The following is a 22,694-nucleotide window of genomic DNA, read 5'->3' as shown; positions in this document are numbered from 1 at the left end:
AGGTGGAGAGCCGAGGCGCGGCCGGGGGCGGTCCGGCGCCGGGCGGGAGGCGTCCTGCCGGAACGGAGGGGCCCCGCAGCAGCCCTGCGCCGCGTCACGGCTGCGCCTCCGCCCAGCCGTCGCGCCCGATCACGACGTGCGCGAGGAACCGCAGGCCGCACGCCTCTGCCCCGTCGGCGATCGCCCGCGTCGCCGCACGGTCGGAGGGGAGCACCACGGCCTCGCCCGCGTGGCTGTGCGCCAGGCCGATGCCCGCCGCGCCGCGCGCCAGCACCTCGGCGAGTACGGCGGCGACGGGGATCTCGGCGTGCGCCGGGGCTCCGTCGGCCAGCGTCAGGACGTCGCGGACGGCTCCGGACTCGGCGAGCGCCACCGCCAGCACGGTCTCGACCGGCCGGGCGGCCAGCAGCGGAGCGACGAGCCCGGCCAGGCCGGCGGCGTCGGTCACCCGGGCTGCGCGCGAGGCGCGGTTCATCCTCCGCCGCAGCTCGAAGGAGGCGACCAGGCGGCAGGCGGCGACCTCGCCGACTCCGCGGTGCCGCATCAGATCGCCCACCCCGGCCCGGGCGACGGCGTCGATGCCGCCGAAGCGCGCGAGGAGGCGCTGCGCGACGACGGTCGCGTTGGCGCCGCGGACGCCGGCCCCGATGAGCACGGCGAGGGTCTCGGCGTCGGTGAGCGCCTCCGGTCCGTAGGCGCGGAGGCGCTCCCTCGGCCTCTCCTCGGGAGGGAGGTCGGCCATCCGGGGGCCGGGCGTTTCGAAGGACATGCCGCCGACGCTACGGAGCCCGCCGGACGGGCGCGCCGCGGATCCCGCGACTGTGGACGACTCCCGCCCTCGCGCGCCCTGTGGAGGGAACTTCCGTCGCCACCCGCGCGCTCCTCTCCCCTGCGAGTACGCAGAAGTCGGACTCGCGACAGGGGTCGAGCACCCCGGTCAGTCCGACGCGGGCATCCCGGCCGTCACCGACAGGCTCTCGCCGTCCGGCGCCACGTCCACCAGCACCACGTCCCCGTCGCGCACCGTGCCGCCGAGCAGCGCCGTCGCCAGCTGGTCGTCGATCGCCCGCTGCATCAGCCGGCGCAGCGGCCGCGCGCCGTACTGCGGGTCGTAGCCGCGCTCGGCCAGCCACCCGCGGGCCGCGGGCGTCACCGCCAGGTCGAGCCGTCGCTCCGAGAGCCTCCTCGACAGCCGGTCGACGTACAGCGACACGATCTCGCCGAGCTCGGTGCGGTCGAGCGCGTCGAAGATCACGATGTCGTCGAGCCGGTTCACGAACTCGGGCTTGAAGGCCTGGCGCACCATCTGCTGGACCGCCTCCTCCTTCTGCGGCCGCGACAGCGCCGGGTCCATGAGGAACTGCGACCCCAGGTTGGAGGTGAGGATGAGGATCGTGTTGCGGAAGTCGACCGTCCGCCCCTGGCCGTCGGTGAGCCGGCCGTCGTCGAGCACCTGGAGCAGGACGTCGAACACCTCGGGGTGCGCCTTCTCGATCTCGTCGAGGAGCACCACCGAGTACGGGCGGCGGCGGACCGCCTCCGTGAGCTGGCCGCCCTGCTCGTAGCCGATGTAGCCGGGAGGGGCGCCGACCAGCCGCGAGACGGCGAACTTCTCGCCGTACTCCGACATGTCGATGCGGACCATCGCCTTCTCGTCGTCGAAGAGGTGGTCGGCGAGCGCCTTCGCCAGCTCGGTCTTGCCGACGCCGGTCGGCCCGAGGAAGAGGAAGGAGCCGGTCGGCCGGTCGGGGTCGGAGATGCCCGCGCGGGTGCGGCGCACCGCGTCCGCGACGGCCGACACCGCCTCGTCCTGGCCGATCAGTCGGCGGTGCAGCTCGGTCTCGAGGTGCAGCAGCTTCTCGGTCTCGCCCTGCAGGAGGCGCCCGACGGGGATGCCCGTCCAGGCGGCGATCACCGCGGCGATGTCGTCGGCCGTCACCTGCTCGTTGACCATGCGGCCCTCGGCCGGCTCCTCCTCCGCCTCGGCGGCCGCGAGCTCGCGCTCGATCACCGGGATGTCGCCGTAGAGCAGCTTCGACGCGCGCTCGAGCTTGCCCTCGCGCTGCGCCCGCTCGGCGGCGATCCGCAGGGCGTCGAGCCGGTTCTTGAGCTCGCCGACGCGGTTGAGGGAGGCGCGCTCGCGCTCCCACCGCTCCTGCAGCTCCTCGAGCTGGGCGCCGCGGCGGGCCAGGTCCTCGCGCAGCTTCTCGAGCCGCGCCTTCGAGGCCTCGTCCTTCTCCTTCTTCAGCGCCAGCTCCTCGAGCCTCAGCCGGTCGACGGAGCGGCGCAGCTCGTCGATCTCGACGGGAGCGGAGTCGATCTCCATGCGCAGCCGCGACGCGGCCTCGTCGATCAGGTCGATCGCCTTGTCCGGCAGCTGGCGGGAGGTGATGTAGCGGTTCGAGAGCGACGCGGCGGCGACCAGGGCGGAGTCGGCGATCGCCACCTTGTGGTGCGCCTCGTAGCGCTCCTTCAGCCCGCGGAGGATCGCCACGGTGTCCTCGACGGTCGGCTCGCCGACGAAGACCTGCTGGAAGCGGCGCTCGAGAGCGGCGTCCTTCTCGATGTACTGGCGGTACTCGTCGAGCGTCGTCGCGCCGATCATCCGCAGCTCGCCGCGCGCCAGCATGGGCTTGAGCATGTTCGCGGCCGCCACCGATCCCTCGCCGCCGCCCGCGCCCATCAGCGTGTGCAGCTCGTCGATGAAGGTGATGATCCGGCCGTCGGACTCCTCGATCTCCTGGAGCACGGCCTTCAGCCGCTCCTCGAACTCGCCGCGGTACTTCGCTCCGGCGATCAGGGCCGAGAGGTCGAGGCTGACGAGCTGCTTGCCCTTGAGGCTCTCGGCGACGTCGCCCGCGACGATCCGCTGGGCGAGCCCCTCGACGACGGCGGTCTTGCCGACGCCGGGCTCGCCGATGAGGACGGGGTTGTTCTTGGTGCGGCGCGTGAGCACCTGGCTGACGCGCCGGATCTCGGCGTCCCTCCCGATCACCGGGTCGAGCTTGCCGCTCGCCGCGATGGCGGTCAGGTTGACGCCGTACTGCTCGAGTGCGGACTTCTCGTCCTGCTGGGGCATCCGACCGGCCTGCATGATGGTGGTCTCCTCCGTGGCTCGAAAGTTGAGTTCGACGGACTCAACTTTACTCCCGCGACGGCTCCGGCGGTCAGGCCGTCAGAAGATCGCTGTCGCGGCCCTGGAGCGTCTCGAGCGCGTTCCGGAGGATCGAGCGCAGCCGGAACTCGTCGATCCCGGTCAGCGCCGAGATCTCGGCCTGCGAGAAGCCGCCGGCCGCAGCCAGCAGCAGGAGCTCGCGGTCCGGGCAGTCGAGGGCGAGCAGGCTGCTGCCGAGCGGACGCCGGGCGAGCTCGTGCGCGGACCCGAGGGTCTCGCAGAGGACCTCGAGCACCCAGAGCACGGGCTCCGGCGAGCGGGCGCCCTCGCGGGAGCGGCGCCAGACGGCGGTGAAGACGTCGGTGCAGAGCCGGTCGCGGCCGGCCGGGTCGGCCTGGACTGTGCCGACGCACGCCGAGACGAGGCCGCCGAAGCGGTCGACGAGCTCTCCCAGAGCGGAGGCGTCCCCCGTGGCGGAGCGGGCCAGCAGACGGGCGGCGTCCTGCGTCAGCGGCGGACGCACCCGTCCTCCGGTCGCGTCCTCGCCTCCAGCACTCACAGGCCTCAGCGTGTCACCGACTCCGGGACGGCGGGACCAGTTGCGCGGAAGGGGGGTGACATGTAAAGAGCGGATCCGCTATCCGACATCAGAGGCGCGGCCAGCGCGCGCGGGCGAAGCAGAAGAGCCCGTAGGCGATGAGCCCGACGGCGACGAAGCCGAGGAGGAGCACACCTGCCGGCAGCTCCACGAGCGACTTCAGCGCCTCGTCGAGCCCGCCCGCCTGCTCCGGATCATGGGTGACGGCGGCGACGATCAGCAGCACGCCGAGAGCGCCGAGGACCACGCCCTTGGCGACGTAGCCGGCGACGCCGAGCACGGTGACGACGGTGCCCGCCGTGCCGCCCGGCTCCGCGACGTTCTCGAGGAACTTCCTGCTCGCTCCGCGGTACACGAAGACGCCGCCGACCGCGAGGACGGCCAGTCCCGCGATCACGAGCAGCACGACTCCGCCCGGCGCCGAGAGCACCTGCGCGCTCGCGCTCTCGGACGACTCGGACGAGCTCGACCCGCCGCCCGTCGCGAACTTCAGCGCCGTCACGCCGAGGGCGCCGTAGACGACGGCCTTGCCCGCCTCCTTCAGCCGGCTGCCCCAGGTCTTCAGGGCGCTCTCGCGCGGGCGGACGAGGAACGCCTCGAGCAGCCCCCACAGCGCCAGGCCGAAGAGGCCGACCGTGCAGATCCAGAGGATCACCAGACCGCCGGGCTGCGCCGCGACGGCGCCGAGAGCACCGCTCTGGTCGGCCTCGCCTCCGCCGCCGCGGGCCACGCCGAGGGCGATCACTCCGATCAGGAGGTGGACGAGGCCGTTCGCCGCGAAGCCGCCGCGGGCGAGGGTCCGCACCGCCCGGGAGTCCTGGATGTCGTCGGCGGTGCGCTGGGCGTCGGCGGTGCTCGGAGTGTTCACAGGGTGGACGCTACGCGTTTCCACACCCCCGCGCCCGGCGCTCCGCCGTTCGGAGGTGCTCCCGGAGCCGGTTCTCCACACCTTTCCACAGGGTTGTCCACAGCTGTGGAATCGCTGGAGGGACGAGTGGATCACACGTCGACGGCGCGGACGAGTCCGTCCTGCACGCCTCCAAGCCAGTCGTAGACGCTGCGGATCGCGGCCGCGCTCCCCTCCTCCGGGACGACGACGTCGGTGTCGTCGATGCCGAGCCGCACGGCCAGAGCGAGCCGCATGTCGGTCAGTGCGCGGAGCCAGGCGATCGCCTGCGGCTCCTCGAGACGGACCGCGACCTCGCCCAGCCCCTCGAAGATCCGGCCGTGACTCGTGCCGTCGCCGGCGTCGAGGGCCGCCGTGACGGCGCGGGCGTCGTCCATCTTGCGGGCGGCGAGGTCCGGAGCGGTGAAGCGGCGGAACTCGTCGGCCGCCTCGGCGTCGTCGCGGTAGGCGTCGGGCAGGAGGCGCGCGAGCGCCGGATCGGAGCGGGCCTCCTCCGAGGACGCCCCGCGGTCGAGCAGCTCGAGCATCTCGCCCGCCAGGTGGCGGAGGATCCCGGCCTCCTCGCGGTCGAAGCGGGCGACGGCCGCCCCGGAGGAGTCGCGGCGGAACGCGCGCATCAGCCGAGTCCTCGGATGCCGCGAGCGGAGCGCTCTCCGGTCTCCGCGGCGGTGGGGCGCAGCGGGGCGCTCACGCGTCGGCCTTCTGCAGCGTCGCCCACAGGCCGTAGCCGTGCATCGCCTCCACGTGCCGCTCCATCTCCTCGCGGTTGCCGGTCGCGACGACCGCGCGCCCCTCGGTGTGCACCTGCAGCATCAGCCGCTCCGCCTCGGCCCGGCCGAAGCCGAAGTAGCTGCGGAAGACGTACGAGACGTACGACATCAGGTTGACCGGATCGTCCCAGACCAGCACGATCCACGGGACCTCGGCCGCCGAGCGGGTCGCCAGGCGCTCGTCCGCGCGCTCGATCGTGTCCGCCATCCCTCCAGCGTAGGCCGCAGCGCGGACGGACGCCCGGGCGCGCGGGCCGGAGCGTGCTGCCCGCAGCCCGCGAGTGACCAGGAGTCGTCGCACTCGGCGCGGAGCCGCGAGGACAAGACCGCGAGAAGCCAGGAGTCGTCGCAGTCGAGCGCGAGTGCGACGACTCCTGGACGGTCGGAGCAGAGTCAGCAGCGGCGCCCGCCCTACGCCGACAGGCGCGGCAGGACCTCCCGGGCGAAGAAGTCGAGGTGGTCGAGGTCCTGCAGGTCCATGAACTGCAGGTAGACGCGCTCGCAGCCGGCCTCGCGGAGGGACTCGAGGCGGTCGACCGCCTCGTCGACGCCGCCGGCCACTCCGTGCTCGCGCAGCTCGGCGGGCTCGCGGCCGATCGCCGCGGCACGGCGCGTGAACTCCGCCTCGTCGCCTCCGCCGACCGCGATCAGCGCGACCGAGTGCACGAGCGACGAGGGCTCGCGCCCGATCGCCCGGCACGCCTCGTCGACGCGCTCGAAGGCCCCCGGGATCGCGTCGAACTCGGGGAAGGGCAGGTTGAACTCGCTCGCGAACCGCGCCGCGAGCGCCGGGGTCCGCTTGGGGCCGCCGCCACCGACGATCACCGGCAGCGGCAGGCGGGCGGGCTTGGGCAGGGCCGGGGAGTCGGTCAGCGTGTAGTGCTCGCCGGCGAAGGAGTAGCGCTCGCCGACCGGCGTCGACCACAGGCCGGTCACGATCTCGAGCTGCTCCTCGAGGAGGTCGAAGCGGCGCGGAGGGAAGGGGATGCCGTACGCGGCGTGCTCCTCCTCGAACCAGCCGGTGCCGAGGCCGAGCTCGGCACGGCCCCCGGACATCGCGTCGACCTGGGCGACCTGGATCGCGAGGATCCCCGGCGGCCGGTAGGTGACGGAGGAGACGAGGGTGCCGAGCGCGATCCGCTCGGTCTCGCGGGCGAGGCCGGCGAGCGTCGTCCACGCGTCGGACGGGCCCACGCCGGGATCGCCGTCCCCCATCCGGAGGTAGTGGTCGGAGCGGAAGAAGCCGTCGTAGCCGAGGCTCTCGGCGGCCTGCGCGACGGCGAGGAGGTCCTCGTAGCTCGCGCCCTGCTGGGGTTCGGTGAAGACTCTGAACTGCACGGGTCCAGCCTCCCGCACCGGGGCCGGATCATGCCAGCCCGGCTCCCCCGGCCGGGGCCGCCGACGGGCCCCCGTGTACCGTGGACGGTTGCCGCCGACGAGAGGACCCCATGTCCGAGCACCCGTCCTCCCCGGACACCGCCCCCGCCACCGCGGGCACGACCGCCCCTCCGCACCGCCTCGCGCGGTGGGTCTTCTGGCCCGCCGCCGTCCTCACGCTGTCGATCGCGGCCTTCGCGATCCTCGCGCCCGACGCCGCGACCTCCGTGTTCTCGACGCTGCAGACCACCGTCGTCAACACGTTCAGCTGGTACTACGTTCTGATCGCCGCGGTCTTCGTGGCCTTCGCCATCTGGATGGGCGTGAGCCGCTTCGGCGACATCAAGCTCGGCGCCGACGACGACGAGCCCGAGTTCTCGATGCTCGCCTGGATCTCGCTCCTCTTCGCCGCCGGCATGGGCATCGGCCTCGTCTTCTACGGCGTCGCGGAGCCGCTCACCCACTTCGCCACTCCGCGCCCGGGCGTCACCGGCACCGAGACGCAGCTCGCGCAGAGCGCGATCTCGCAGACCTACCTGCACTGGGGCGTCCACGCCTGGTCCATCTACGTGGTGGTCGGCCTCGCCCTCGCGTACGCGATCCACCGCCGCAAGCGGCCGGTGTCGATCCGCTGGGCGCTGGAGCCGCTGCTGGGCCGCCGGGTCCGCGGCGGCTGGGGCAACGCGATCGACGTGGTCGCCCTGGTCGGCACCATGTTCGGAGTCGCGACCTCGCTCGGCCTGGGCGTCACCCAGATCTCGGCGGGCCTGGAGGCGAGCGGCATCGTGGAGTCGTCGCTCACCGTGCAGATCGTGGTCATCGCCGTGGTCACGGGCCTGACCGTCTTCTCGCTGATCTCGGGCGTGGGCAAGGGCATGAAGTGGCTCTCGACCGGCAACCTGCTGCTCGCCGCGGCGCTCCTCGTCTTCGTGCTCGTCGCCGGCCCGACCCAGTTCCTCCTGCGCGAGTTCGTGCAGTCGCTCGGCAACTACCTGCAGAACTTCATCGGCCTGACCTTCACGGTCAGCGCCTACGCCGGCCGCGAGGGCGAGCAGTGGCAGGCCTCGTGGACCACGTTCTACTGGGGCTGGTGGATGTCGTGGGCGCCGTTCGTCGGCATCTTCATCGCCCGCGTCTCGAAGGGCCGGACGGTCCGCGAGTTCGTCGGCGGCGTGCTGCTCGTGCCGACGATCATGACCTTCCTCTGGTTCAGCGTCCTCGGCGGCACGGCCATCTACCGGGAGCTCTACGGCGACGGCGGCCTCGTCGGCGCCGACGGCTCGGTCGACACCAACCTGGCGCTCTTCTCGATGCTGCAGGGACTGCCCGCGGGCTCGGTGCTGACGATCGGCGCGATCCTCCTGATCGGCGTCTTCTTCGTGACCTCCGCTGACTCCGGAGCGCTGGTGATGTCGATGATCGCGACCGGCGGCGAGCCGGAGCCGCGCAACCGCATCCGCGTGTTCTTCGCCGTCGCGACCGCGCTGCTCGCCCTGTCGCTCCTGGTCGCCGGCGGCCTCGACGCCCTGCAGACCGCGGCGATCCTCTCGGCCCTGCCGTTCAGCGTCGTGATGATCCTGATGTGCGTCGCGACGGTGATCGCCTTCCGCCGCGAGATCCGCGCGTACGACAAGGCCCGCCGCAAGGCGTTCGTCGGCGACATCGGCACGTTCTACGGCCTCGAGGTCGAGGATCCGGCGGAGCGCGAGCCCGCCCACCCGATCAAGCGCCTCGCGAACCGCCTGAAGCCGGGGTCGAAGGAGTAGTCGGCTCGGAGGAGCAGCCAGGTCGGACAAGGCCGGGCGCCGCTGGGGCGCCCGGCCGGCCGATCAGCTGGGCGACGGGATGAAGGGGTGCTCCGGCGGGTCCTGGTCGTCGCCGAGGCGGGCGTCGGCGCCCTGGTCGAGCGCCTCGTCGATCGACTCGGGGTCGTCGATCTCGGCCGGGTCCTCCGGCGGGACCGGCAGGGAGTCGCCGTCGGGGCGGGTGGTGTCGGTGACGTCCTCGGGGGCGTCGAAGCCGAAGCTGCTCATGGTTCCCTCTCCGCGGTGCGCCCGGGAGGCGGCGCCGCTGCGGGCAGCCTAGGTCGCGTCCCCGGAGGCGGTCACGGACTTGACGGGGCACCCGAGGGGCCCCGCGGGGTCGGCCTGCTCCGGAGGAGCCTCCGCCCCGGCAGCCGTCAGTGCACGTACTCGAGCAGGTCGGCCCCGAGGGTGCGCATGCCCTCCAGCACCGCGAGGCGGTAGTGCAGGGTCGTGTCGTCGAACTGGGTGGCGACCGCGTAGGCGACTCCGGCGCGCGGGCCGCGGAGGACTCCGGCCTCGGCGCGGACGCCGACGTCAGTGCCGGTCGCGTTGACGAGCAGGACGCCGTGGTCGGGGTGGCGGTGGGCGAGCGGGTCGAGCCCGAACGAGGCGGCGACCATCGAGAGGTCGGTGCCGAGCGAGAGCCAGCCGATCACCCGCGAGCTCACGGCGGCGTCCACGATCTCGCCGTTCGCGAGGGTGGCGAGCAGCCAGGTCAGCTCGCGGGCGGAGCCGATCGAGAGCTGCGGCGCGTCGTCCGGGCCGCGCTCGTCGCGCACGACGTCGAGCAGGGCGGTGCGGGAGAGGCCGAGCGCCTCCGCCCGCTCGCGCACGGCATCGAGGCCGACGCGGCGCAGCAGGACGTTGGTCGCGAGGTTGTCGCTGGAGGCACCGACGAGGGCGGCGAGGTCGGCGATCGGCATCGACGGCACCTGGAGGTGCTGCCAGAGCCCGGAGCCCGAGACCGCGTCCGCCGCGGTCCGGTCGACCAGGCGCAGGTTCTCCTGCGGCTCGTTCGCCAGCCGGGCGGCGACCTCGATCAGCAGCACGACGGTGCCGAGGGAGGCGGTGGGCATCGAGACGGAGTCGTCGACCGCGAACAGGGTGCGGCCGGTCGCCAGGTCGACGGCGCGCGCCGAGACGACGACCCCGTCGATCGCGAGACGGCCGAGGGCGTCGAAGCCGCGCTGGAAGTTCTCGCGGTCGCCGCCGCCCTTGTGGCGCCCGCGGCGGTTGCGTCGGCTCTCACGGCGGGTCTCGCTGGTGGGGATCACCACGGGTACGGCCCCTCTACGGGTCGGGAGTGCGGTCGTGCGGAGGGGGGACCTGGGTCCTCACGCGCCGGCAGGACGCGCGATCGGCGGACGACCCCGCGGCATCGGTCGGCTCTCGATGCCCGGGGCTCCTCGTCCGTGGTGCGGAGGTGGTCGTCGGCGACTACCAGATGGTGACGCGCTCGCTCGGGGAGAGCCAGAGGGCGTCGCCTTCGGAGACGTCAAAAGTAGCGTAGAACTCGTCGATGTTCCGGACGATCTGGTTGCAGCGGAACTCGGCCGGAGCGTGCGGATCGATGGCGAGGAGGCGGATCGTCTCCTCGTCGCGGGACTTCTGCTGCCAGGCCTGCGCCCAGGAGAGGAAGAAGCGCTCGGCGCCGGTCAGGCCGTCCACGACGGGCGGCTCCTCGCCGTCCAGCGAGAGCAGGTACGCCTTCCAGGCGATGCCGAGACCGCCGAGGTCGCCGATGTTCTCGCCGATGGTCAGGGCGCCGTTCACGTGGTGCCCGGGCGTGGTCGCGGGAGCGAGCGCGTCGTACTGCGCGATGAGCGCCTTCGTCCGCTCCTCGAACGCGGCCCGGTCCTCCTCGGTCCACCAGTCGGTGAGGCGGCCGTCGCCGTCGAAGCGCGAGCCCTGGTCGTCGAAGCCGTGGCCGATCTCGTGGCCGATGACGGCGCCGATCGCTCCGTAGTTCGCGGCGGGGTCGCGGGCCTCGTCGAAGAAGGGGAACTGCAGGATCGCGGCCGGGAAGACGATCTCGTTGAAGCCCGGGTTGTAGTAGGCGTTGATCGTCTGCGGGGTCATGAACCACTCGTCGCGGTCGAGCGGGCGGCCGATCTTGCCGAGCTCGCGGGCGAACTCGAACTCGGCCACGCGGCGGGCGTTGCCGAGCAGGTCGGACGGGTCGATCGAGAGGGCGGAGTAGTCGCGCCAGCGCACCGGATAGCCGATCTTGGGCGTGAACTTCGCGAGCTTCTCGAGCGCGCGCTCGCGGGTGGCGGGGCTCATCCACTCCAGGTCGACGATGGAGCGGCGGTACGCCTCGATGAGGTTCGCGACCAGCACGTCCATCGCGGCCTTCGCCGTCTCGGGGAAGTGGCGGGCGACGTAGGTGCGGCCGACCGCCTCGCCGAGCGAGCCCTCGACGAGCGAGACGGCGCGCTTCCAGCGCTCCCGCTTCTGCGGGGTGCCGGTGAGGGTGCGGCCGTAGAAGTCGAAGTTGGCGTCGACGAAGCCGCTGGACAGGTAGGCCGCGGCTCCGCGGATCACCTGCCAGGAAAGCCAGTCGCGCCAGGCCGGGAGCCGGTCCTCGGTGAGCAGGCCCGCGAGGCCCTGGAGGAAGCTCGGCTGGCGGACGACCACCTCGGCGAGCGCCCCCTCCGGAGCGCCCATCGCGGTGAGCCAGACGCCGAGATCGACGCCCGCGGCGAGCTCCTCGACCTCGGACCAGGAGCGGAGGTTGTAGGTCGCCTGGCTGTCGCGGCTGCGGACCTTGTCCCAGTGCGCGGCGGCCAGGTCGGTCTCGAGGGCGACGATGCGCTCGGCGCGGGCCTCGGCGGCGTCGATGCCGGCCAGGGCCAGCATCCGCGCGACGAACGGCGTGTAGGCCTCGCGGACGGAGGCGAACTCCTCCTCGCGGTAGTAGCTCTCGTCCGGCAGGCCGAGGCCGCCCTGGTTGACGAAGACGAGGTAGCGCTCAGGGCTTCCCGGGTCGTTGTCGACGAAGAGGCCGAAGAGCCCGGGGACGCCGGTGCGCTCGAAGGCGCCGACCGCGCGGAGCAGGCCGGGGATCGAGTCGACCCGCTGCACGGCGGCGAGGTCGTCGGCGATCGGGGCGGCGCCGAGCTCCTCGGCCCGCTCCTCGTCCATGAAAGAGGCGTAGAGGTCGCCGAACAGGCGCTCCTCGGTGCCGTGCTGCGCGGTCTGCGCCTCGACGATGATGTCGCGTACGGCCTTCTCCGCCTCCTCCTGAAGGAGGTGGAAGGAGCCGTAGCGCGCCTTGTCGGCGGGGATCTCGGTGCGGTCGATCCAGAGCCCGTTGACGTGCCGGTAGAGGTCGTCCTGCGGGCGCGTCGCGGGGTCGAGTTCGGAGCGGTCGATACCGGAGCGAGGCGTCGTCGAGGTCATGGCGGACAGCCTACGTCGGGGCGCCGACACCGTGGCGCGAGGTGCGGCGGGTCGGGCGCGGAGCCGCGGAGGGCGGGTGCGGAGTCGCGGAAGGGAGTGACCGGCGCGGCGCCGCGGGAGGCCGGGCGCGCCACCGTCCGGCTCGCGGGAGCGGGGTGCTCCTGCGAGCCGGACCCGGCCGACGGGGACGCCGGAGCGTCAGCGCCCGAGCTGCTCCTCGACGTACGCGCGGATCGGCGGGGTCGGCCGCCCGATCAGGCGGGCGAGCGAGCCGTCGGTCCCGCCGAGGAGGCCGTCGGCGATGTTCGCGTCGAGGCCGACGACGAAGCCGACTCCGCCCTCGGGGACGCCGGCGCCGGTGAGGACGCGGGCGTGCTCGTCGGAGGAGACGTGGCTGATCGCGGCGTCGCGTCCGGCGACCTCGGCGACGATCGCGGCCAGCTCGTCGAAGCTCCAGGCGGTGTCGCCGGAGAGCTCGTGCACGGTGCCGACCAGGGACGGGTCGGTCAGGGCGACCGCTGCGGCCTCGGCGTAGTCGGTGCGCGCGGCGCTGGCGACGCGGCCCTCGCCGGCGCTCGAGAGGGTGCTGCCGGTGGAGGCGAGCTCGGCGACGGTCTGCTCGTAGTTCTCGTTGTACCAGCCGTTGCGGAGGATGACAGCGGGGACGCCGCTGGCGGCGATCGCCTCCTCCGTAGCCTTGTGCTCGGGGGCGAGGATGAGCGCGCTCGTGGTCGCCTTCGGGGCGCTCGTGTAGACCAGGCGCGCGCCGGCGCGGACGGCGGCGTCGATCGCGGCGGTGTGCTGTGCGACGCGCCTGCCGACCTCGGAGCCCGAGACGAGGAGGACGGCCTCGGCGCCGGAGAAGGCGGCGTCGAGCGAGGCGGGGTCGTCGAAGTCCGCGACGGCGGTTCGGACGCCGAGGTCGGCGGCGAGCGCCTCGAGCTTCGCGGCGTCGCGGCCGGTGGCGACGATGTCGGAGGCGGCGGTGCCGCGGGCGAGCAGGTGCTCGACGGCGAGACGGCCGAGGTGGCCGGTGGCTCCGGTGACGACGAGGGTCATGAGGGGTCCTTCCTGACGGGTGGGGCGGGCGGGGTCCGCCGCCAGGAGGGTGCAACCGGCGCATCCTCCTCCTGCTTCCCGGAATGCAGTACCCACTATTTCGTTAGTACGGTCATCATCCCCGTCCCGAGGAGCTTCCATGACGATCGCCGACTCCCCCCTGCTCGCCGGGGACGTCTACTCCGCCGACTGCCCGAGCCGCGAGGTCTTCGGGCACGTCACCAGCAAGTGGGGCGTCCTGGTGCTCGCGGCGCTCGCTCCGGGCACGCTGCGCTGGGGCGCTCTGCGGCGCCGGATCGGCGGGATCAGCGAGAAGATGCTCGCCCAGACGCTGCGGATCCTGGAGGAGGACGGCTTCGTGCACCGCGAGGCGCGGCCGGTCGTCCCGCCGCACGTCGAGTACCGGCTGACGCCGCTGGGAGCGGAGCTGGCGGAGCGTCTGCTGCCGGTCGTCGAATGGATCGCGGGGAACGTCGGGGCGGTCCTGGAGGCGCGCTCGGAGGGCCGCGGGGAGGGAAGGTGAGCCTCACCTTCTTGTGAGAACGTTCACAATCCGTTCAGGGAGGAGCCTCCACCCGGCGGCATCGGCGCCCCCTCCCCCTGCTTGCCTCGATCGCGTCTCCTGCTCGTGATCGAAGGACCTCCATGTCAGACACCGCCCGCCGCCCGCTCCTCCTCCCGATGGCCGGCCACGTGCGCGGCAAGCGCAGCCCCGTCACCTGCGCGCTGAAGTGCGCCAACGCCTGCTCCACCGCGACCTGCAACACGTCGCACAACAGCTACTTCCGCGACATCGTCTCGTCGCAGCTCTCCCGCCGCAGCGCCCTCGGCCTCGGCCTGGCCGGCGCGGTCACCGTCGCCGTCGCGTCCGCCGGAGGAGCACCCACCGCCGAGGCGGCCGTGGCGACCTCGGCCGACGGCTCGCCGCTCGCCTTCACTCCGATCGCTCCGGTGCCGTACACGGTCGACCGGTTCACCGTCCCCGAGGGCTTCGCCTGGCAGCCGATCATCCGCTGGGGCGACCCGCTCTTCGCCGACAGCCCCGCCTTCGACATCGCCGACCAGACGGAGGCCGCCCAGGCCGCGCAGTTCGGCTACAACAACGACTACACCGACATCGTCGAGATCCCGGGCTCGAAGCGCCTCCGCGCCCTGCTCGTCGTGAACCACGAGTACACGAACGAGAGCATCATGTTCCCGGCCGCGCAGCTCGAGGCGGAGCCGGAGCGCGTGCGCGCCGTCGGCCGCGCCGCCCACGGCCTCAGCGTCGTCGAGCTGGTCCGCACCGCGGTCGACCGCCCGTGGGCCTACGTCCGCGGGGGCGAGCGCAACCGCCGCTACCTGCTCGACACCCCCTACGAGGTGACCGGCGCCGCCGCCGGCACCGACCTGCTGAAGACGGTCGCCGACCCCGAGGGCCGCACCGTGCTCGGCACGCTCGGCAACTGCTCCGGGGGCACGACGCCGTGGGGCACGATCCTCTCGGGCGAGGAGAACTTCAACGGCTACTTCCGCGCCGTCGGCACGAGCGACGCCGAGAAGCGCTACGGCCTCGCCGACTCCGAGACCTCGCGCCTCTGGGAGCTCGACGACCCCCGCTTCGACGCCCGCACCCCGGGCTACGAGAACGAGCCGAACCGCTTCGGCTGGATCGTGGAGTTCGACCCCTTCGACCCCGACTCCACGCCGAAGAAGCACACGGCGCTCGGCCGGCTCAAGCACGAGGGCGCGAACGTCATCATCGCCCCGGACGGCCGCGTGGTCGCGTACCAGGGGGACGACGAGCGCTTCGACTACCTCTACAAGTTCGTCTCGACGAAGCGCTACATCGAGGGCGACCGCGCCCACAACAAGACCCTGCTGGAGGAGGGCGACCTCTACGTCGCCCGCTTCACCGGCGACTCCCCCGTGGCCGAGATCACCGGCACCGGGGCGGTCCCCTCGGACGGCGGCTTCGACGGCATCGGCGAGTGGCTGCCCCTGGTGCTGAACGGCGCCTCGACGATCGCCGGGATGAGCGTCGCCGAGGTGCTCGTGCACACCCGCCAGGCGGCGGACGCCGCGGGCGCGACCAAGATGGACCGCTGCGAGGACGTGCAGCCCAGCCTGGTCAGCGGCCGGATCTACGTGGCCTGCACCAACAACTCCGCCCGCGGCACCGAGGGCGCCAAGGAGGGCGCGACCGAGGTCAACCCGCGCACCGAGAACCGCGACGGCCACATCGTCGAGATCATCGAGGACGGCGGCGACCAGACCGGCCGCACCTTCACCTGGAACCTGCTGATGCTCTGCGGCGACCAGGCGCAGGGCGACGTCGTCTACTTCTCCGGCTTCCCGGCGGACCAGGTCTCGCCGATCTCGTGCCCGGACAACCTGGCCTTCGACTCGGTCGGGAACCTCTGGATCTCGACCGACGGCGCCCCGAGCGGCATCGGCTACAACGACGGGCTCTTCAAGGTCGCGCTCGAGGGCGCGACGCGCGGCAGGGTGGAGCAGTTCCTCTCGGTGCCCCGCGACGCCGAGACCTGCGGACCGATCGTCCACGACCTCGACCAGCACGTGTTCGTGGCGGTGCAGCACCCGGGCGAGGAGGGCACCTTCGAGGCGCCGACCTCGTTCTTCCCGGACTACGGATCGACGGCGGCGGGAGCGGTGGCGGCACCGCGTCCGACCATCGTGCAGATCCTGCCGGCGTCGCAGGTCGTGGCGCCGACTCCGACGCCGACCGCCGGGCCGACCACGGCACCGACGACCCCGCCGACCACCGCGCCCACGGCGACTCCCACCACGGCACCGACCGCCGGGCCGACTGCGGCGCCCACCGTTGCTCCGTCCCCGGTGCCCACGACCGCGCCGACCGGCACGCCGACCCCGCTGCCCGTCGGCGGCTCGGGCGGCGGGCTGGCCTCGACCGGAGTCGAGAGCGTCGGCCTGATCGCGGGCGCCACCGCGCTCCTGGCCGCGGGCGCCACCGCGCTCGGCCTCGGAGCGCGCCGCCGCGCGGCCGCCGAGGGCGAGGACGACCAGCAGGCGTGAGCCTCGACAGGGCCCGGGACCGATCACAGGATCGGGGCCCGGGCCCTGTCACGCTCGGGGACCCGCCGCTCAGGCCCCCGGGACCGGCGGGCCGGTGCGCCAGCGGAGGATCGCCGCGGCGTCGGCGCCGTGCGGCAGCGTCACCACGTCGATCCCCTCCGGAGCGGTGCGGGAGTCGGTGACGAGCACGCGCGCGTCCGTGAGCACGGCGGCGCGGGCCAGCGCGAGGGCGGCGTCGACGGAGTCGATCACCTCGGCGCCCAGCGCCTCCTCCGGGGCCGACGCGACCCACGGCTCCGCGGCGAGCGCCAGCAGAGCGCGCTCGCGCAGCCGGCCGGGGTCGAGCACCAGCGTCTCGACCTGCGCCGAGGCCAGCGCCGTGACGATCGCGCCGAGCGAGTACTCGACGGTGCGGCGCGGCTCCCCGGTGCGCAGGGCGTCGAGCACGTCCTCCTTCTCGCGCAGCAGGATCCGGTCGAGCTGCTCGTCGACGAACCGCTCCAGCGCCCCCTCCTCGCTGCCGGCGGCTCGCGTGTTCACGGGCTCGACGGCCAGGATCGCGGCGCTGCTCGGCGAGAGCTGCTGCGCGAGCAGCTGCCGGGCGTGGATGTCCCCCGCGACGACCAGCAGGCGCGGCCGGTGCACGCGCACGAGCTCGTCCACCGCGGCGGCGAGCTCGGCCTGCGTGCGCCGCCAGATCTCCTCCGCGTGGTGGTGGAACCGGTCGTGCCGCCAGCCGCCGGCCTGCGCCTTGTGGAGGGTGTCGGTGCGGCCCTGCACGGCCTGCTCGGCCTCGGGTCGCTGCGCGCCCAGGCGGTGCAGGCGGATCTCGCCGCCGTCCCGCGAGGTCTCGACGACGAGGACGCGCAGGTCGGGCCGGTGTTGCAGCAGCGGCACGATGTCCGGGAGCGGGCTGTAGGAGACGCCCTCGGGCGCGACCGGCCGACCCGGCAGCACCTCGCTCAGCACGACCCTCCCGTCCACGGCGACCGCGAAGAGGCAGCAGCCGCCCTGGGGGCGCCCGGCCCCCTCGAGCAGAGCGGTGAGGGCCCGGATGTCGGCCTGGGGCGCACCCTGGCGGGCGAGCTCGTCTCCGAGGGACGTGGCGCGCTCGAGCGAGATGTCCGGCGGATCCCCGGAGTCGATCGCGAGGTCGACGTAGAGCTGCGACACGGGCCGGGAGTCGCGGAGGAGCTCGGCCAGGGTCGGGAGAGCGGGGGTGGTGGTCACCATCGGATCGTCCTTTCCTGTCGTGTCCCGACAGTGTCGGACGGCAGGAGCGGGAGGAGGGACGGGGTTGACTGCTCGCGCGCGAGCGGAGCCGCGGCTCGCGCGGTGGGGATGGAACGGTGCCCTGCGATCTCCTCCCGTGCTGCCGCACGAACGAAGCAGCGCGCAGACCGGGTGACGAGCAGGGCCGCGGCGCCACGCGTCAAAGCCGACCGCGCAGGAGCGGGCGCCGGTAACGTGACCGCAACGACCGGGCGGGGCAGGAAGAGAATGAACATGGCCGAATCGAACGAGTTCGGAGAGGTGATCCTCTGGATGATCACCAACTCCTCGACCTGGCAGCACCGTCGTGTCGAGAGCCTGCGCCTCTCGGACGGGCCACTCAGTCGACGCCGCGTCTCTCTGGACATCACTGTTCCTAAAGACGACCGGCTACAGGTGACGTCCCGGGCCCCGGGGGCCGATCCCCTGCTTTTCGTTCCCCTCGCGATGGTACAGAAGGCTAGGCTCCAGGATTTCGACTCGTTCGTGGACGGCTCGAAACCCCTCCCGATCGCCGACACTGAGGTGAACGGGCGCGCGGCGGTCGCTGCCGTCGTCGCTGCCTGGACGCTGGAGCTCGGAGAGGCACCCTCGCACGATGCTCGAGTCATCATCCGCACGGTCGTACACAGCAAGAACGACTCGGACAGCGACAAGAGGCTTTCGGATTTCCTCGACGGCGGAGTCTGGGAAGGAACAAGGATCCGCATCGATGCTGCCCGGGCGCCGCAGACAGTTGAGCTTCTGGCCTTGCTCGCAAGGAACTTCCTCCTCGCCGGGTTGTTCCCGCTGCCTGCCGCCGGGACGCGGCAGATCGTCAAGTACTCGACGCACTGGGAGCTCGTCGGTGGCGCTCGCGACCAGCGCCTTCCATGGTGGCAGTGGGTCACCTCAGCCTTTGGGCTGTCGAGCGCATCCCTCGAGATTCCGCTGAACGCTGGAAGCATCGTTGCGGAGTCCACCCATCTCGAGGTCCACACGCCCCGCGGGCTCCTGGGTGACGAGGTGACACTCGAGAGTCTCGGGGTGGTCGTCGAACGCGATATGCGGCCTGGAGTGGTCTGTCACGTCGCGACTCGGAAGGACGACAAGACGCCATCCCCCGATCGCGCGGTCATCCGGCTGCGGACCAGCCCTTACGGCCTCCTCCCATGGACCGCGGTCGCCGCAACTGCCTCCGCGGTCATGCTTTGGGGAGGATGGTTCGCCGGCTTCTCGTCCCGAATCTTCGAGCCGGATGCCCCCTCCATCACTCCCATCTTCCTCGCGGCGATCGCCGTCCTCCTCGGCTTCCTGAGCCGCGACCAGGAGAATCCGGTTGCAGCTCGGCTGCTTCGGCCTCTACGAATCTCGGTCGCGAGCCTCGCGCTGGTGTACGTCGTCCTCGCCGCGGCGATCGCTCTGCGAATGGGCGCAGGCATAGGGAACAGCGTCTGGTTCGCCGGAGGCATCTGGACGGCCGTTCTCTGCGCCTTGACGGTCACAGGCCTGATCCAGTGTCGTAGGTTGGCGGTAAACAGTGATGACGAGGTCCTCCATGCAGCAGGACCGGAGTAGGAGCGATGATGGCGGACAAGAGCAGTCGACGTCGGGCAGTGGTCGGCCGTATCACCACGAGCGAGGCCCGCTCGGCGGACAAGCGGCGCACGACGCCAGAGCAGCTGGCCGCGGCTGCCAAGCGCATCGATCAGGCCTACCGCCGCCCCACCCGCTGAGTTACCCCCAGCCCTGGCGCTGCCACAAACCGCATATGCCGCGCCTCAGAGCAGGCGGCGGGCGGAGGCCCAGGCGGTGAGCTCGTAGCGGGAGGAGAGCTGCAGCTTGCGGAGGACGGCGGAGACGTGGGACTCGACCGTCTTGACCGAGATGAAGAGCTCGGCTGCCGCCTCCTTGTAGGCGTAGCCGCGGGCGATCAGGCGCATCACCTCGCGCTCGCGGGCCGAGAGCCGGTCGAGCTCGTCCCCCGACTCCGCCTGCTCGCCCGCCAGCGCCCCGAAGGCGTCGAGCACGAAGCCGGCCAGGCGCGGCGAGAACACGGCGTCCCCGCCCGCCACCGCGAGCACGGCCCGGCTGACCTCGGCTCCGGAGCTGGCCTTGGTGATGTAGCCGCGGGCACCGGCGCGGATCACGCCGACCACGTCCTCCGCAGCGTCCGAGACGCTCAGCGCCAGGAAGCGCGACGACGACCCGGCGCTGCGCCGCAGCACCTCGGCCCCGCCTCCGCCCGCACCGCCCGGCAGGTGCACGTCGAGCAGCACCACCTCGGGCGCGAGCGAGGCGACCAGGCCGACGGCGGAGTCGACGTCGGCCGCCTCCCCGACGACCTCGAGCTCGGGGGAGAGGTCGGCCCGCAGGCCGGAGCGGAAGATGGAGTGGTCGTCGACCAGCAGCACGCGGGTCACCGCTCGACCTCCGCGGGGAGCCGCAGATGCACCTCGGTGCCGGTGCCGCCGACTCCGGGGCGCACGGTCGCGCTGCCGCCCGCGCGCGCCATCCGGCCGATGATCGACTCGCGGATGCCGAGGCGGTCGCCGGGCACCTCGTCGAGGACGACGCCGGGGCCGCGGTCGCGCACGAACACGTCGACGCCCTGCACGGAGGACTCGAGGTACACCGAGACGTCGCCGCCCGCGTGCCGGGCCGCGTTGAGCACGGCCTCGCGGGTCGCGGCGAGGAGCGCGGCGGCGCCGGGGACGGACGCTCCGACGGCCACCACCTCGAGGTGCACGGGGTAGTCGAGCTCGACGGCGGCGGCGATCGCCCGGACCTCGGCGGCCAGGTCGTTGGCGACCGGGACGTCGCGCTCGAACAGCCAGTCGCGCAGCTCCCGCTCCTGGGCGCGCGCGATGCGGGCGACCTCGCTCGAGGCTCCGGCGCGGTTCTGGATGAGCGCGAGGGTCTGCAGCACGGAGTCGTGCAGGTGCGCGGCGATCTCGGCCCGCTGCTCCTCGCGCACGCGGGCGGCGCGCTCGCCCATCAGCTCGGACCAGAGGGTCACCACCCGGGGCGCGGCCAGCACGCCGGCGGCGATCAGCAGCACGCCCACGGCGAGGACCGCGTTGAGGGCGCTCGGGCGGCCGGTGAGCACGGCCGCTCCGGCGAGCACCAGCAGCGCGCAGGAGGCGAGGCGCACCGCGGAGCCGTACCGGGCGGGGCGGACGGCGTCGCCGCGGTCGAGCCCGAGGCTCCAGCCGACGGCTCCTCCCGCGAGCAGGCCGACGGCGACGAGCGCGCGCGTGATGTCGGCGTCGTCGCCGCTGTCGACGGTGATCAGCACGGCGAGCGCCGCGACGGCGGCGGCGAGGGTCAGCAGGCCGGCCACGGGAGCGGAGCGGCGGACGGCCGGATCCGCGTCGCGCGAGTCGAGCGGCGCGAGGGGCACCAGGGCCCAGAGCCAGAGGTAGAGGAGCGCGCCGCCCCCGCCGAGCGCGGTCGTGAGGACGGCCAGGAGGCGGGTCCTCCGCACGCTCCAGCCGAGGTGGTCGGCGACCGCGGTGCACACTCCGCCGAGCAGCATCGTCCGCGGCCGCTGCAGCGGGGGGCGGACGGCGGTGCCGGGGACTGTGCTCACCCCTGCATCCAAACAGGTCGGTCGCACGATCGGGGGTGCTCTCGGGGTCGGATCAGGGGTTCCCCCGATGGTCCGGGCCCTGGAGCGCACGGGAGACTCGCAGCATGACAGGACAGAGCACGACCCCGCCGGGCTCCGCGGAGCCGGACGGCACGGAGGCGGCAAGCACAGCGACGACGCCGATCGGGACGGATCCCGGAGCGGCCGGACCCGACAGCGCCGGCCCGGACAGCGCCGGCCCCGAGAGCCCCGGCCCGGGAGCCCCCGGCCCCGCCGATCCGCCCCCCGCGCCCGAGAACCGCTTCGTGCTCTGGCTGCGCGGCCTCGACCTGCCCCGCCGTCCCGGCTGGATCGGCGGCGTCTGCGCGGGGATCGCCGACCGGCTCGGCATCGACCCGCTGATCGTGCGCGGGATCGTGCTCGTCGTCGCGGTGCTGGGCGGGCCCGCGCTCCTCCTCTACGCCGCGGCCTGGCTGCTGCTGCCCGACCAGGACGGCGCCCTGCCGGTGGAGCGGCTGCTCCGCGGCTCGCTCGACCGGGTGCACGCCGGGATCGGCGTCCTCGTGCTCGCCTCGATGCTGCCGGTGGCGCAGGGCTTCTGGTCGCTCGGCGGCGCGTACACCGGGGCGATGCCCTGGGCGCCCGCGACCGGGCGGACGCTGTGGTCGCTCGTGGTGCTCGGGCTGATCGTGGCCTTCGTGGTCTGGATCGTGCGGCGGAGCCGGCGATCGGACGACGCGGCCGCTCACCCGGCCCCGGGCTCCCCGTCCGCACACCCCTCCGCGACGCTCCCCTACCCCGCGCCCTCCGCTCCCGCCGACCCCGGCCTGCAGGACGAGCGCCCCTCGTCCCCCGAGGCCGTCGCCGAGTGGCGCGAGCGCCAGGAGGCGTGGCGGGCCGAGCGGGAGGCGTTCCGCGCCCAGCAGAGCGCGACGGCCCGCGAGACGGCCCGCGCCCGGGCGGAGGAGGCGCGAGTCGCCGCCGCCGCCGTCACCGCCGCGCGCCTGGAGCGCCAGCGCCTCCGACGCGCCGCGAACCCCCGGCTGCGGGCGAGCCTCACGCTGCTCGCCCTGGGCGCCGCCGCACTGACCGGCGCACTGGTCTCGCTCACCGCCTCCGGGCCGACGGCCCTCGTCGTCGGAGCCGCCTCGGCCGCGCTCGTGCTCGCCGTGGTGATCGTGCTCGCCGGCCTGTTCCGGAGGCGCGCGAGCGCGCTGGTCGCCCTCGCGACGGTCGCGCTGGTCACGGCCGCCTGCGCCGCCGTGCTGCCGACCGACCGCGAGCTGCTCCCCGTGCTGGGCACCTACGGCTTCTCGAGCGCCGCTCCCGGCCGCTACGCGACGCTCGCGGCGAGCGACCTGCGCGTCACGGTCGCACCCGGCTACGAGACCTCCGGCGAGCCGCTGGACCTCTGGATCGGCTACGGGCACGTGTCCGTCGCCACGATGGCGGGAACGGCGGTCCGCCTCGAGGCGACCACGGAGGACACCGAGCTCCTCGTTCTGGACGCCGACGGAGGCGCGATCGACGCGCCCCGCGAGGTCCGCACCGCCGACGGCCGTCAGCTGTGGACGCAGACCTTCGGCGATCCCGAGGCCGAGCCGTTCGTGGTCCGCATCGCCCAGGAGGGCGGGTCGATCCGCGTCCAGGACTCCACACCGGGCGCCGACTCCGGCACCACTGCGCCGGACGCTGAGCGCCGCCGCGTACAGCAGTGGCGGCAGCACGCCGTCGAGCACCCACTCGTGCGGGACGACCACCTCCGGCACCCCGGGGATGTAC

20 protein-coding genes are annotated in these 22,694 nt (G+C 73.4%); 6 read left to right on the top strand and 14 right to left on the bottom strand.

Annotation, left to right across the window (positions count from 1 at the left end):
* Window positions 1-94: 94 nt before the first annotated feature.
* The 7 genes from C5C37_RS07170 to C5C37_RS07140 all read right to left on the bottom strand — a co-directional run bounded on the left by C5C37_RS07170 (window position 95) and on the right by C5C37_RS07140 (window position 6,728).
* On the bottom strand, window positions 95-769 hold the full coding sequence (locus tag C5C37_RS07170) for a RadC family protein (RefSeq protein ID WP_104225738.1): 675 nt from the start codon (window positions 767-769) through the stop codon (window positions 95-97).
* A 168-nt stretch (window positions 770-937) separates the two neighbouring features.
* Window positions 938-3,079 (bottom strand): ATP-dependent Clp protease ATP-binding subunit, encoded by a 2,142-nt coding sequence (locus C5C37_RS07165; protein ID WP_374954042.1) that lies wholly within the window; start codon window positions 3,077-3,079, stop codon window positions 938-940.
* Window positions 3,080-3,167: 88 nt separating this feature from the next.
* A complete protein-coding gene (locus C5C37_RS07160) occupies window positions 3,168-3,674 on the bottom strand; it encodes an RNA polymerase sigma factor (RefSeq protein WP_146085198.1) in 507 nt (168 codons plus the stop codon).
* Window positions 3,675-3,762: 88 nt separating this feature from the next.
* On the bottom strand, window positions 3,763-4,581 hold the full coding sequence (locus C5C37_RS07155) for a DUF1206 domain-containing protein (protein WP_104222827.1): 819 nt from the start codon (window positions 4,579-4,581) through the stop codon (window positions 3,763-3,765).
* Window positions 4,582-4,712: 131 nt separating this feature from the next.
* Window positions 4,713-5,237, bottom strand: coding sequence for a DUF2017 domain-containing protein (locus C5C37_RS07150; RefSeq protein WP_104269044.1), 525 nt, complete (start codon window positions 5,235-5,237; stop codon window positions 4,713-4,715).
* Between the two features lie 70 nt (window positions 5,238-5,307).
* Window positions 5,308-5,598 carry an ATP-dependent Clp protease adapter ClpS gene (clpS, locus tag C5C37_RS07145; protein WP_104222829.1) on the bottom strand — a complete coding sequence of 97 codons (291 nt, stop codon included), beginning with the start codon at window positions 5,596-5,598 and terminating at the stop codon, window positions 5,308-5,310.
* A gap of 203 nt (window positions 5,599-5,801) precedes the next feature.
* Entirely contained in the window at window positions 5,802-6,728 is a 927-nt protein-coding gene (locus C5C37_RS07140) for an LLM class F420-dependent oxidoreductase (RefSeq protein ID WP_104234367.1), read from the bottom strand.
* A gap of 110 nt (window positions 6,729-6,838) precedes the next feature.
* Here C5C37_RS07140 and C5C37_RS07135 point away from each other — a divergent pair, with 110 nt between their 5' ends.
* On the top strand, window positions 6,839-8,533 hold the full coding sequence (locus C5C37_RS07135; protein WP_104258185.1) for a BCCT family transporter: 1,695 nt from the start codon (window positions 6,839-6,841) through the stop codon (window positions 8,531-8,533).
* Window positions 8,534-8,596: 63 nt separating this feature from the next.
* Here C5C37_RS07135 and C5C37_RS07130 read toward each other — a convergent pair whose 3' ends face one another.
* The 4 genes from C5C37_RS07130 to C5C37_RS07115 all read right to left on the bottom strand — a co-directional run bounded on the left by C5C37_RS07130 (window position 8,597) and on the right by C5C37_RS07115 (window position 13,033).
* Window positions 8,597-8,800: a hypothetical protein gene (locus C5C37_RS07130; RefSeq protein WP_104222832.1), complete on the bottom strand. Its 204-nt coding sequence runs from the start codon at window positions 8,798-8,800 to the stop codon at window positions 8,597-8,599.
* A gap of 146 nt (window positions 8,801-8,946) precedes the next feature.
* On the bottom strand, window positions 8,947-9,849 hold the full coding sequence (locus tag C5C37_RS07125; RefSeq protein ID WP_104222833.1) for a serine hydrolase: 903 nt from the start codon (window positions 9,847-9,849) through the stop codon (window positions 8,947-8,949).
* Window positions 9,850-10,009: 160 nt separating this feature from the next.
* Window positions 10,010-11,974 carry a M13 family metallopeptidase gene (locus C5C37_RS07120; RefSeq protein ID WP_104338717.1) on the bottom strand — a complete coding sequence of 655 codons (1,965 nt, stop codon included), beginning with the start codon at window positions 11,972-11,974 and terminating at the stop codon, window positions 10,010-10,012.
* A 198-nt stretch (window positions 11,975-12,172) separates the two neighbouring features.
* Entirely contained in the window at window positions 12,173-13,033 is an 861-nt protein-coding gene (locus C5C37_RS07115) for an NmrA family NAD(P)-binding protein (RefSeq protein WP_104338716.1), read from the bottom strand.
* A 139-nt stretch (window positions 13,034-13,172) separates the two neighbouring features.
* Between C5C37_RS07115 and C5C37_RS07110 the strand changes: the two genes are divergently transcribed.
* Entirely contained in the window at window positions 13,173-13,556 is a 384-nt protein-coding gene (locus C5C37_RS07110) for a helix-turn-helix domain-containing protein (RefSeq protein ID WP_104338715.1), read from the top strand.
* A 122-nt stretch (window positions 13,557-13,678) separates the two neighbouring features.
* On the top strand, window positions 13,679-16,069 hold the full coding sequence (locus C5C37_RS07105; protein ID WP_104262603.1) for a PhoX family phosphatase: 2,391 nt from the start codon (window positions 13,679-13,681) through the stop codon (window positions 16,067-16,069).
* Window positions 16,070-16,138: 69 nt separating this feature from the next.
* Here the strand turns inward: C5C37_RS07105 and C5C37_RS07100 are convergent, their stop codons facing one another.
* Complete coding sequence (locus C5C37_RS07100; protein WP_104338714.1) at window positions 16,139-17,302, bottom strand: Vms1/Ankzf1 family peptidyl-tRNA hydrolase; 1,164 nt, start codon at window positions 17,300-17,302, stop codon at window positions 16,139-16,141.
* A 234-nt stretch (window positions 17,303-17,536) separates the two neighbouring features.
* On the opposite strand from C5C37_RS07100, the gene C5C37_RS07095 reads away from it, so the two are divergent.
* Both C5C37_RS07095 and C5C37_RS17445 read left to right on the top strand, forming a co-directional pair.
* Entirely contained in the window at window positions 17,537-18,898 is a 1,362-nt protein-coding gene (locus C5C37_RS07095; RefSeq protein ID WP_181127387.1) for a hypothetical protein, read from the top strand.
* Window positions 18,899-18,903: 5 nt separating this feature from the next.
* The gene (locus tag C5C37_RS17445) at window positions 18,904-19,056 is read left to right on the top strand and encodes a hypothetical protein (protein WP_181127386.1); all 153 of its coding nucleotides are present in this window, start codon (window positions 18,904-18,906) and stop codon (window positions 19,054-19,056) included.
* A gap of 45 nt (window positions 19,057-19,101) precedes the next feature.
* On the opposite strand, the gene C5C37_RS07090 is transcribed toward C5C37_RS17445, so the two are convergent.
* Both C5C37_RS07090 and C5C37_RS07085 read right to left on the bottom strand, forming a co-directional pair.
* Window positions 19,102-19,743 (bottom strand): response regulator transcription factor, encoded by a 642-nt coding sequence (locus C5C37_RS07090; protein WP_104338712.1) that lies wholly within the window; start codon window positions 19,741-19,743, stop codon window positions 19,102-19,104.
* Window positions 19,740-20,912, bottom strand: coding sequence for a sensor histidine kinase (locus C5C37_RS07085; RefSeq protein ID WP_104222840.1), 1,173 nt, complete (start codon window positions 20,910-20,912; stop codon window positions 19,740-19,742). The genes C5C37_RS07090 and C5C37_RS07085 overlap by 4 nt, the downstream gene beginning before the upstream one ends.
* Window positions 20,913-21,016: 104 nt before the next feature.
* Between C5C37_RS07085 and C5C37_RS07080 the strand changes: the two genes are divergently transcribed.
* A partial coding sequence (locus C5C37_RS07080) for a PspC domain-containing protein (protein WP_104338711.1) occupies window positions 21,017-22,694 on the top strand: 1,678 nt, incomplete at its 3' end.

The organism is Rathayibacter sp. AY1F9, assembly GCF_002932155.1.
In the GTDB taxonomy this organism is placed as follows: domain Bacteria; phylum Actinomycetota; class Actinomycetes; order Actinomycetales; family Microbacteriaceae; genus Rathayibacter.
The sequence above is the reverse complement of the archived record's forward strand: the minus strand, read 5'-3'. Positions and strand labels throughout refer to the sequence as shown.

Bases quoted from the DNA above. Each gene is read 5' to 3' on its own strand.
- C5C37_RS07170 (WP_104225738.1), bottom strand. From the start codon at position 769: ATGTCCTTCGAAACGCCCGGCCCCCGGATGGCCGACCTCCCTCCCGAG.
- C5C37_RS07165 (WP_374954042.1), bottom strand. From the start codon at position 3,079: ATGCCCCAGCAGGACGAGAAGTCCGCACTCGAGCAGTACGGCGTCAAC.
- C5C37_RS07150 (WP_104269044.1), bottom strand. From the start codon at position 5,237: ATGCGCGCGTTCCGCCGCGACTCCTCCGGGGCGGCCGTCGCCCGCTTC.
- clpS (WP_104222829.1), bottom strand. From the start codon at position 5,598: ATGGCGGACACGATCGAGCGCGCGGACGAGCGCCTGGCGACCCGCTCG.
- C5C37_RS07135 (WP_104258185.1), top strand. From the start codon at position 6,839: ATGTCCGAGCACCCGTCCTCCCCGGACACCGCCCCCGCCACCGCGGGC.
- C5C37_RS07130 (WP_104222832.1), bottom strand. From the start codon at position 8,800: ATGAGCAGCTTCGGCTTCGACGCCCCCGAGGACGTCACCGACACCACC.
- C5C37_RS07120 (WP_104338717.1), bottom strand. From the start codon at position 11,974: ATGACCTCGACGACGCCTCGCTCCGGTATCGACCGCTCCGAACTCGAC.
- C5C37_RS07115 (WP_104338716.1), bottom strand. From the start codon at position 13,033: ATGACCCTCGTCGTCACCGGAGCCACCGGCCACCTCGGCCGTCTCGCC.
- C5C37_RS07110 (WP_104338715.1), top strand. From the start codon at position 13,173: ATGACGATCGCCGACTCCCCCCTGCTCGCCGGGGACGTCTACTCCGCC.
- C5C37_RS07105 (WP_104262603.1), top strand. From the start codon at position 13,679: ATGTCAGACACCGCCCGCCGCCCGCTCCTCCTCCCGATGGCCGGCCAC.
- C5C37_RS07100 (WP_104338714.1), bottom strand. From the start codon at position 17,302: ATGGTGACCACCACCCCCGCTCTCCCGACCCTGGCCGAGCTCCTCCGC.
- C5C37_RS17445 (WP_181127386.1), top strand. From the start codon at position 18,904: ATGATGGCGGACAAGAGCAGTCGACGTCGGGCAGTGGTCGGCCGTATC.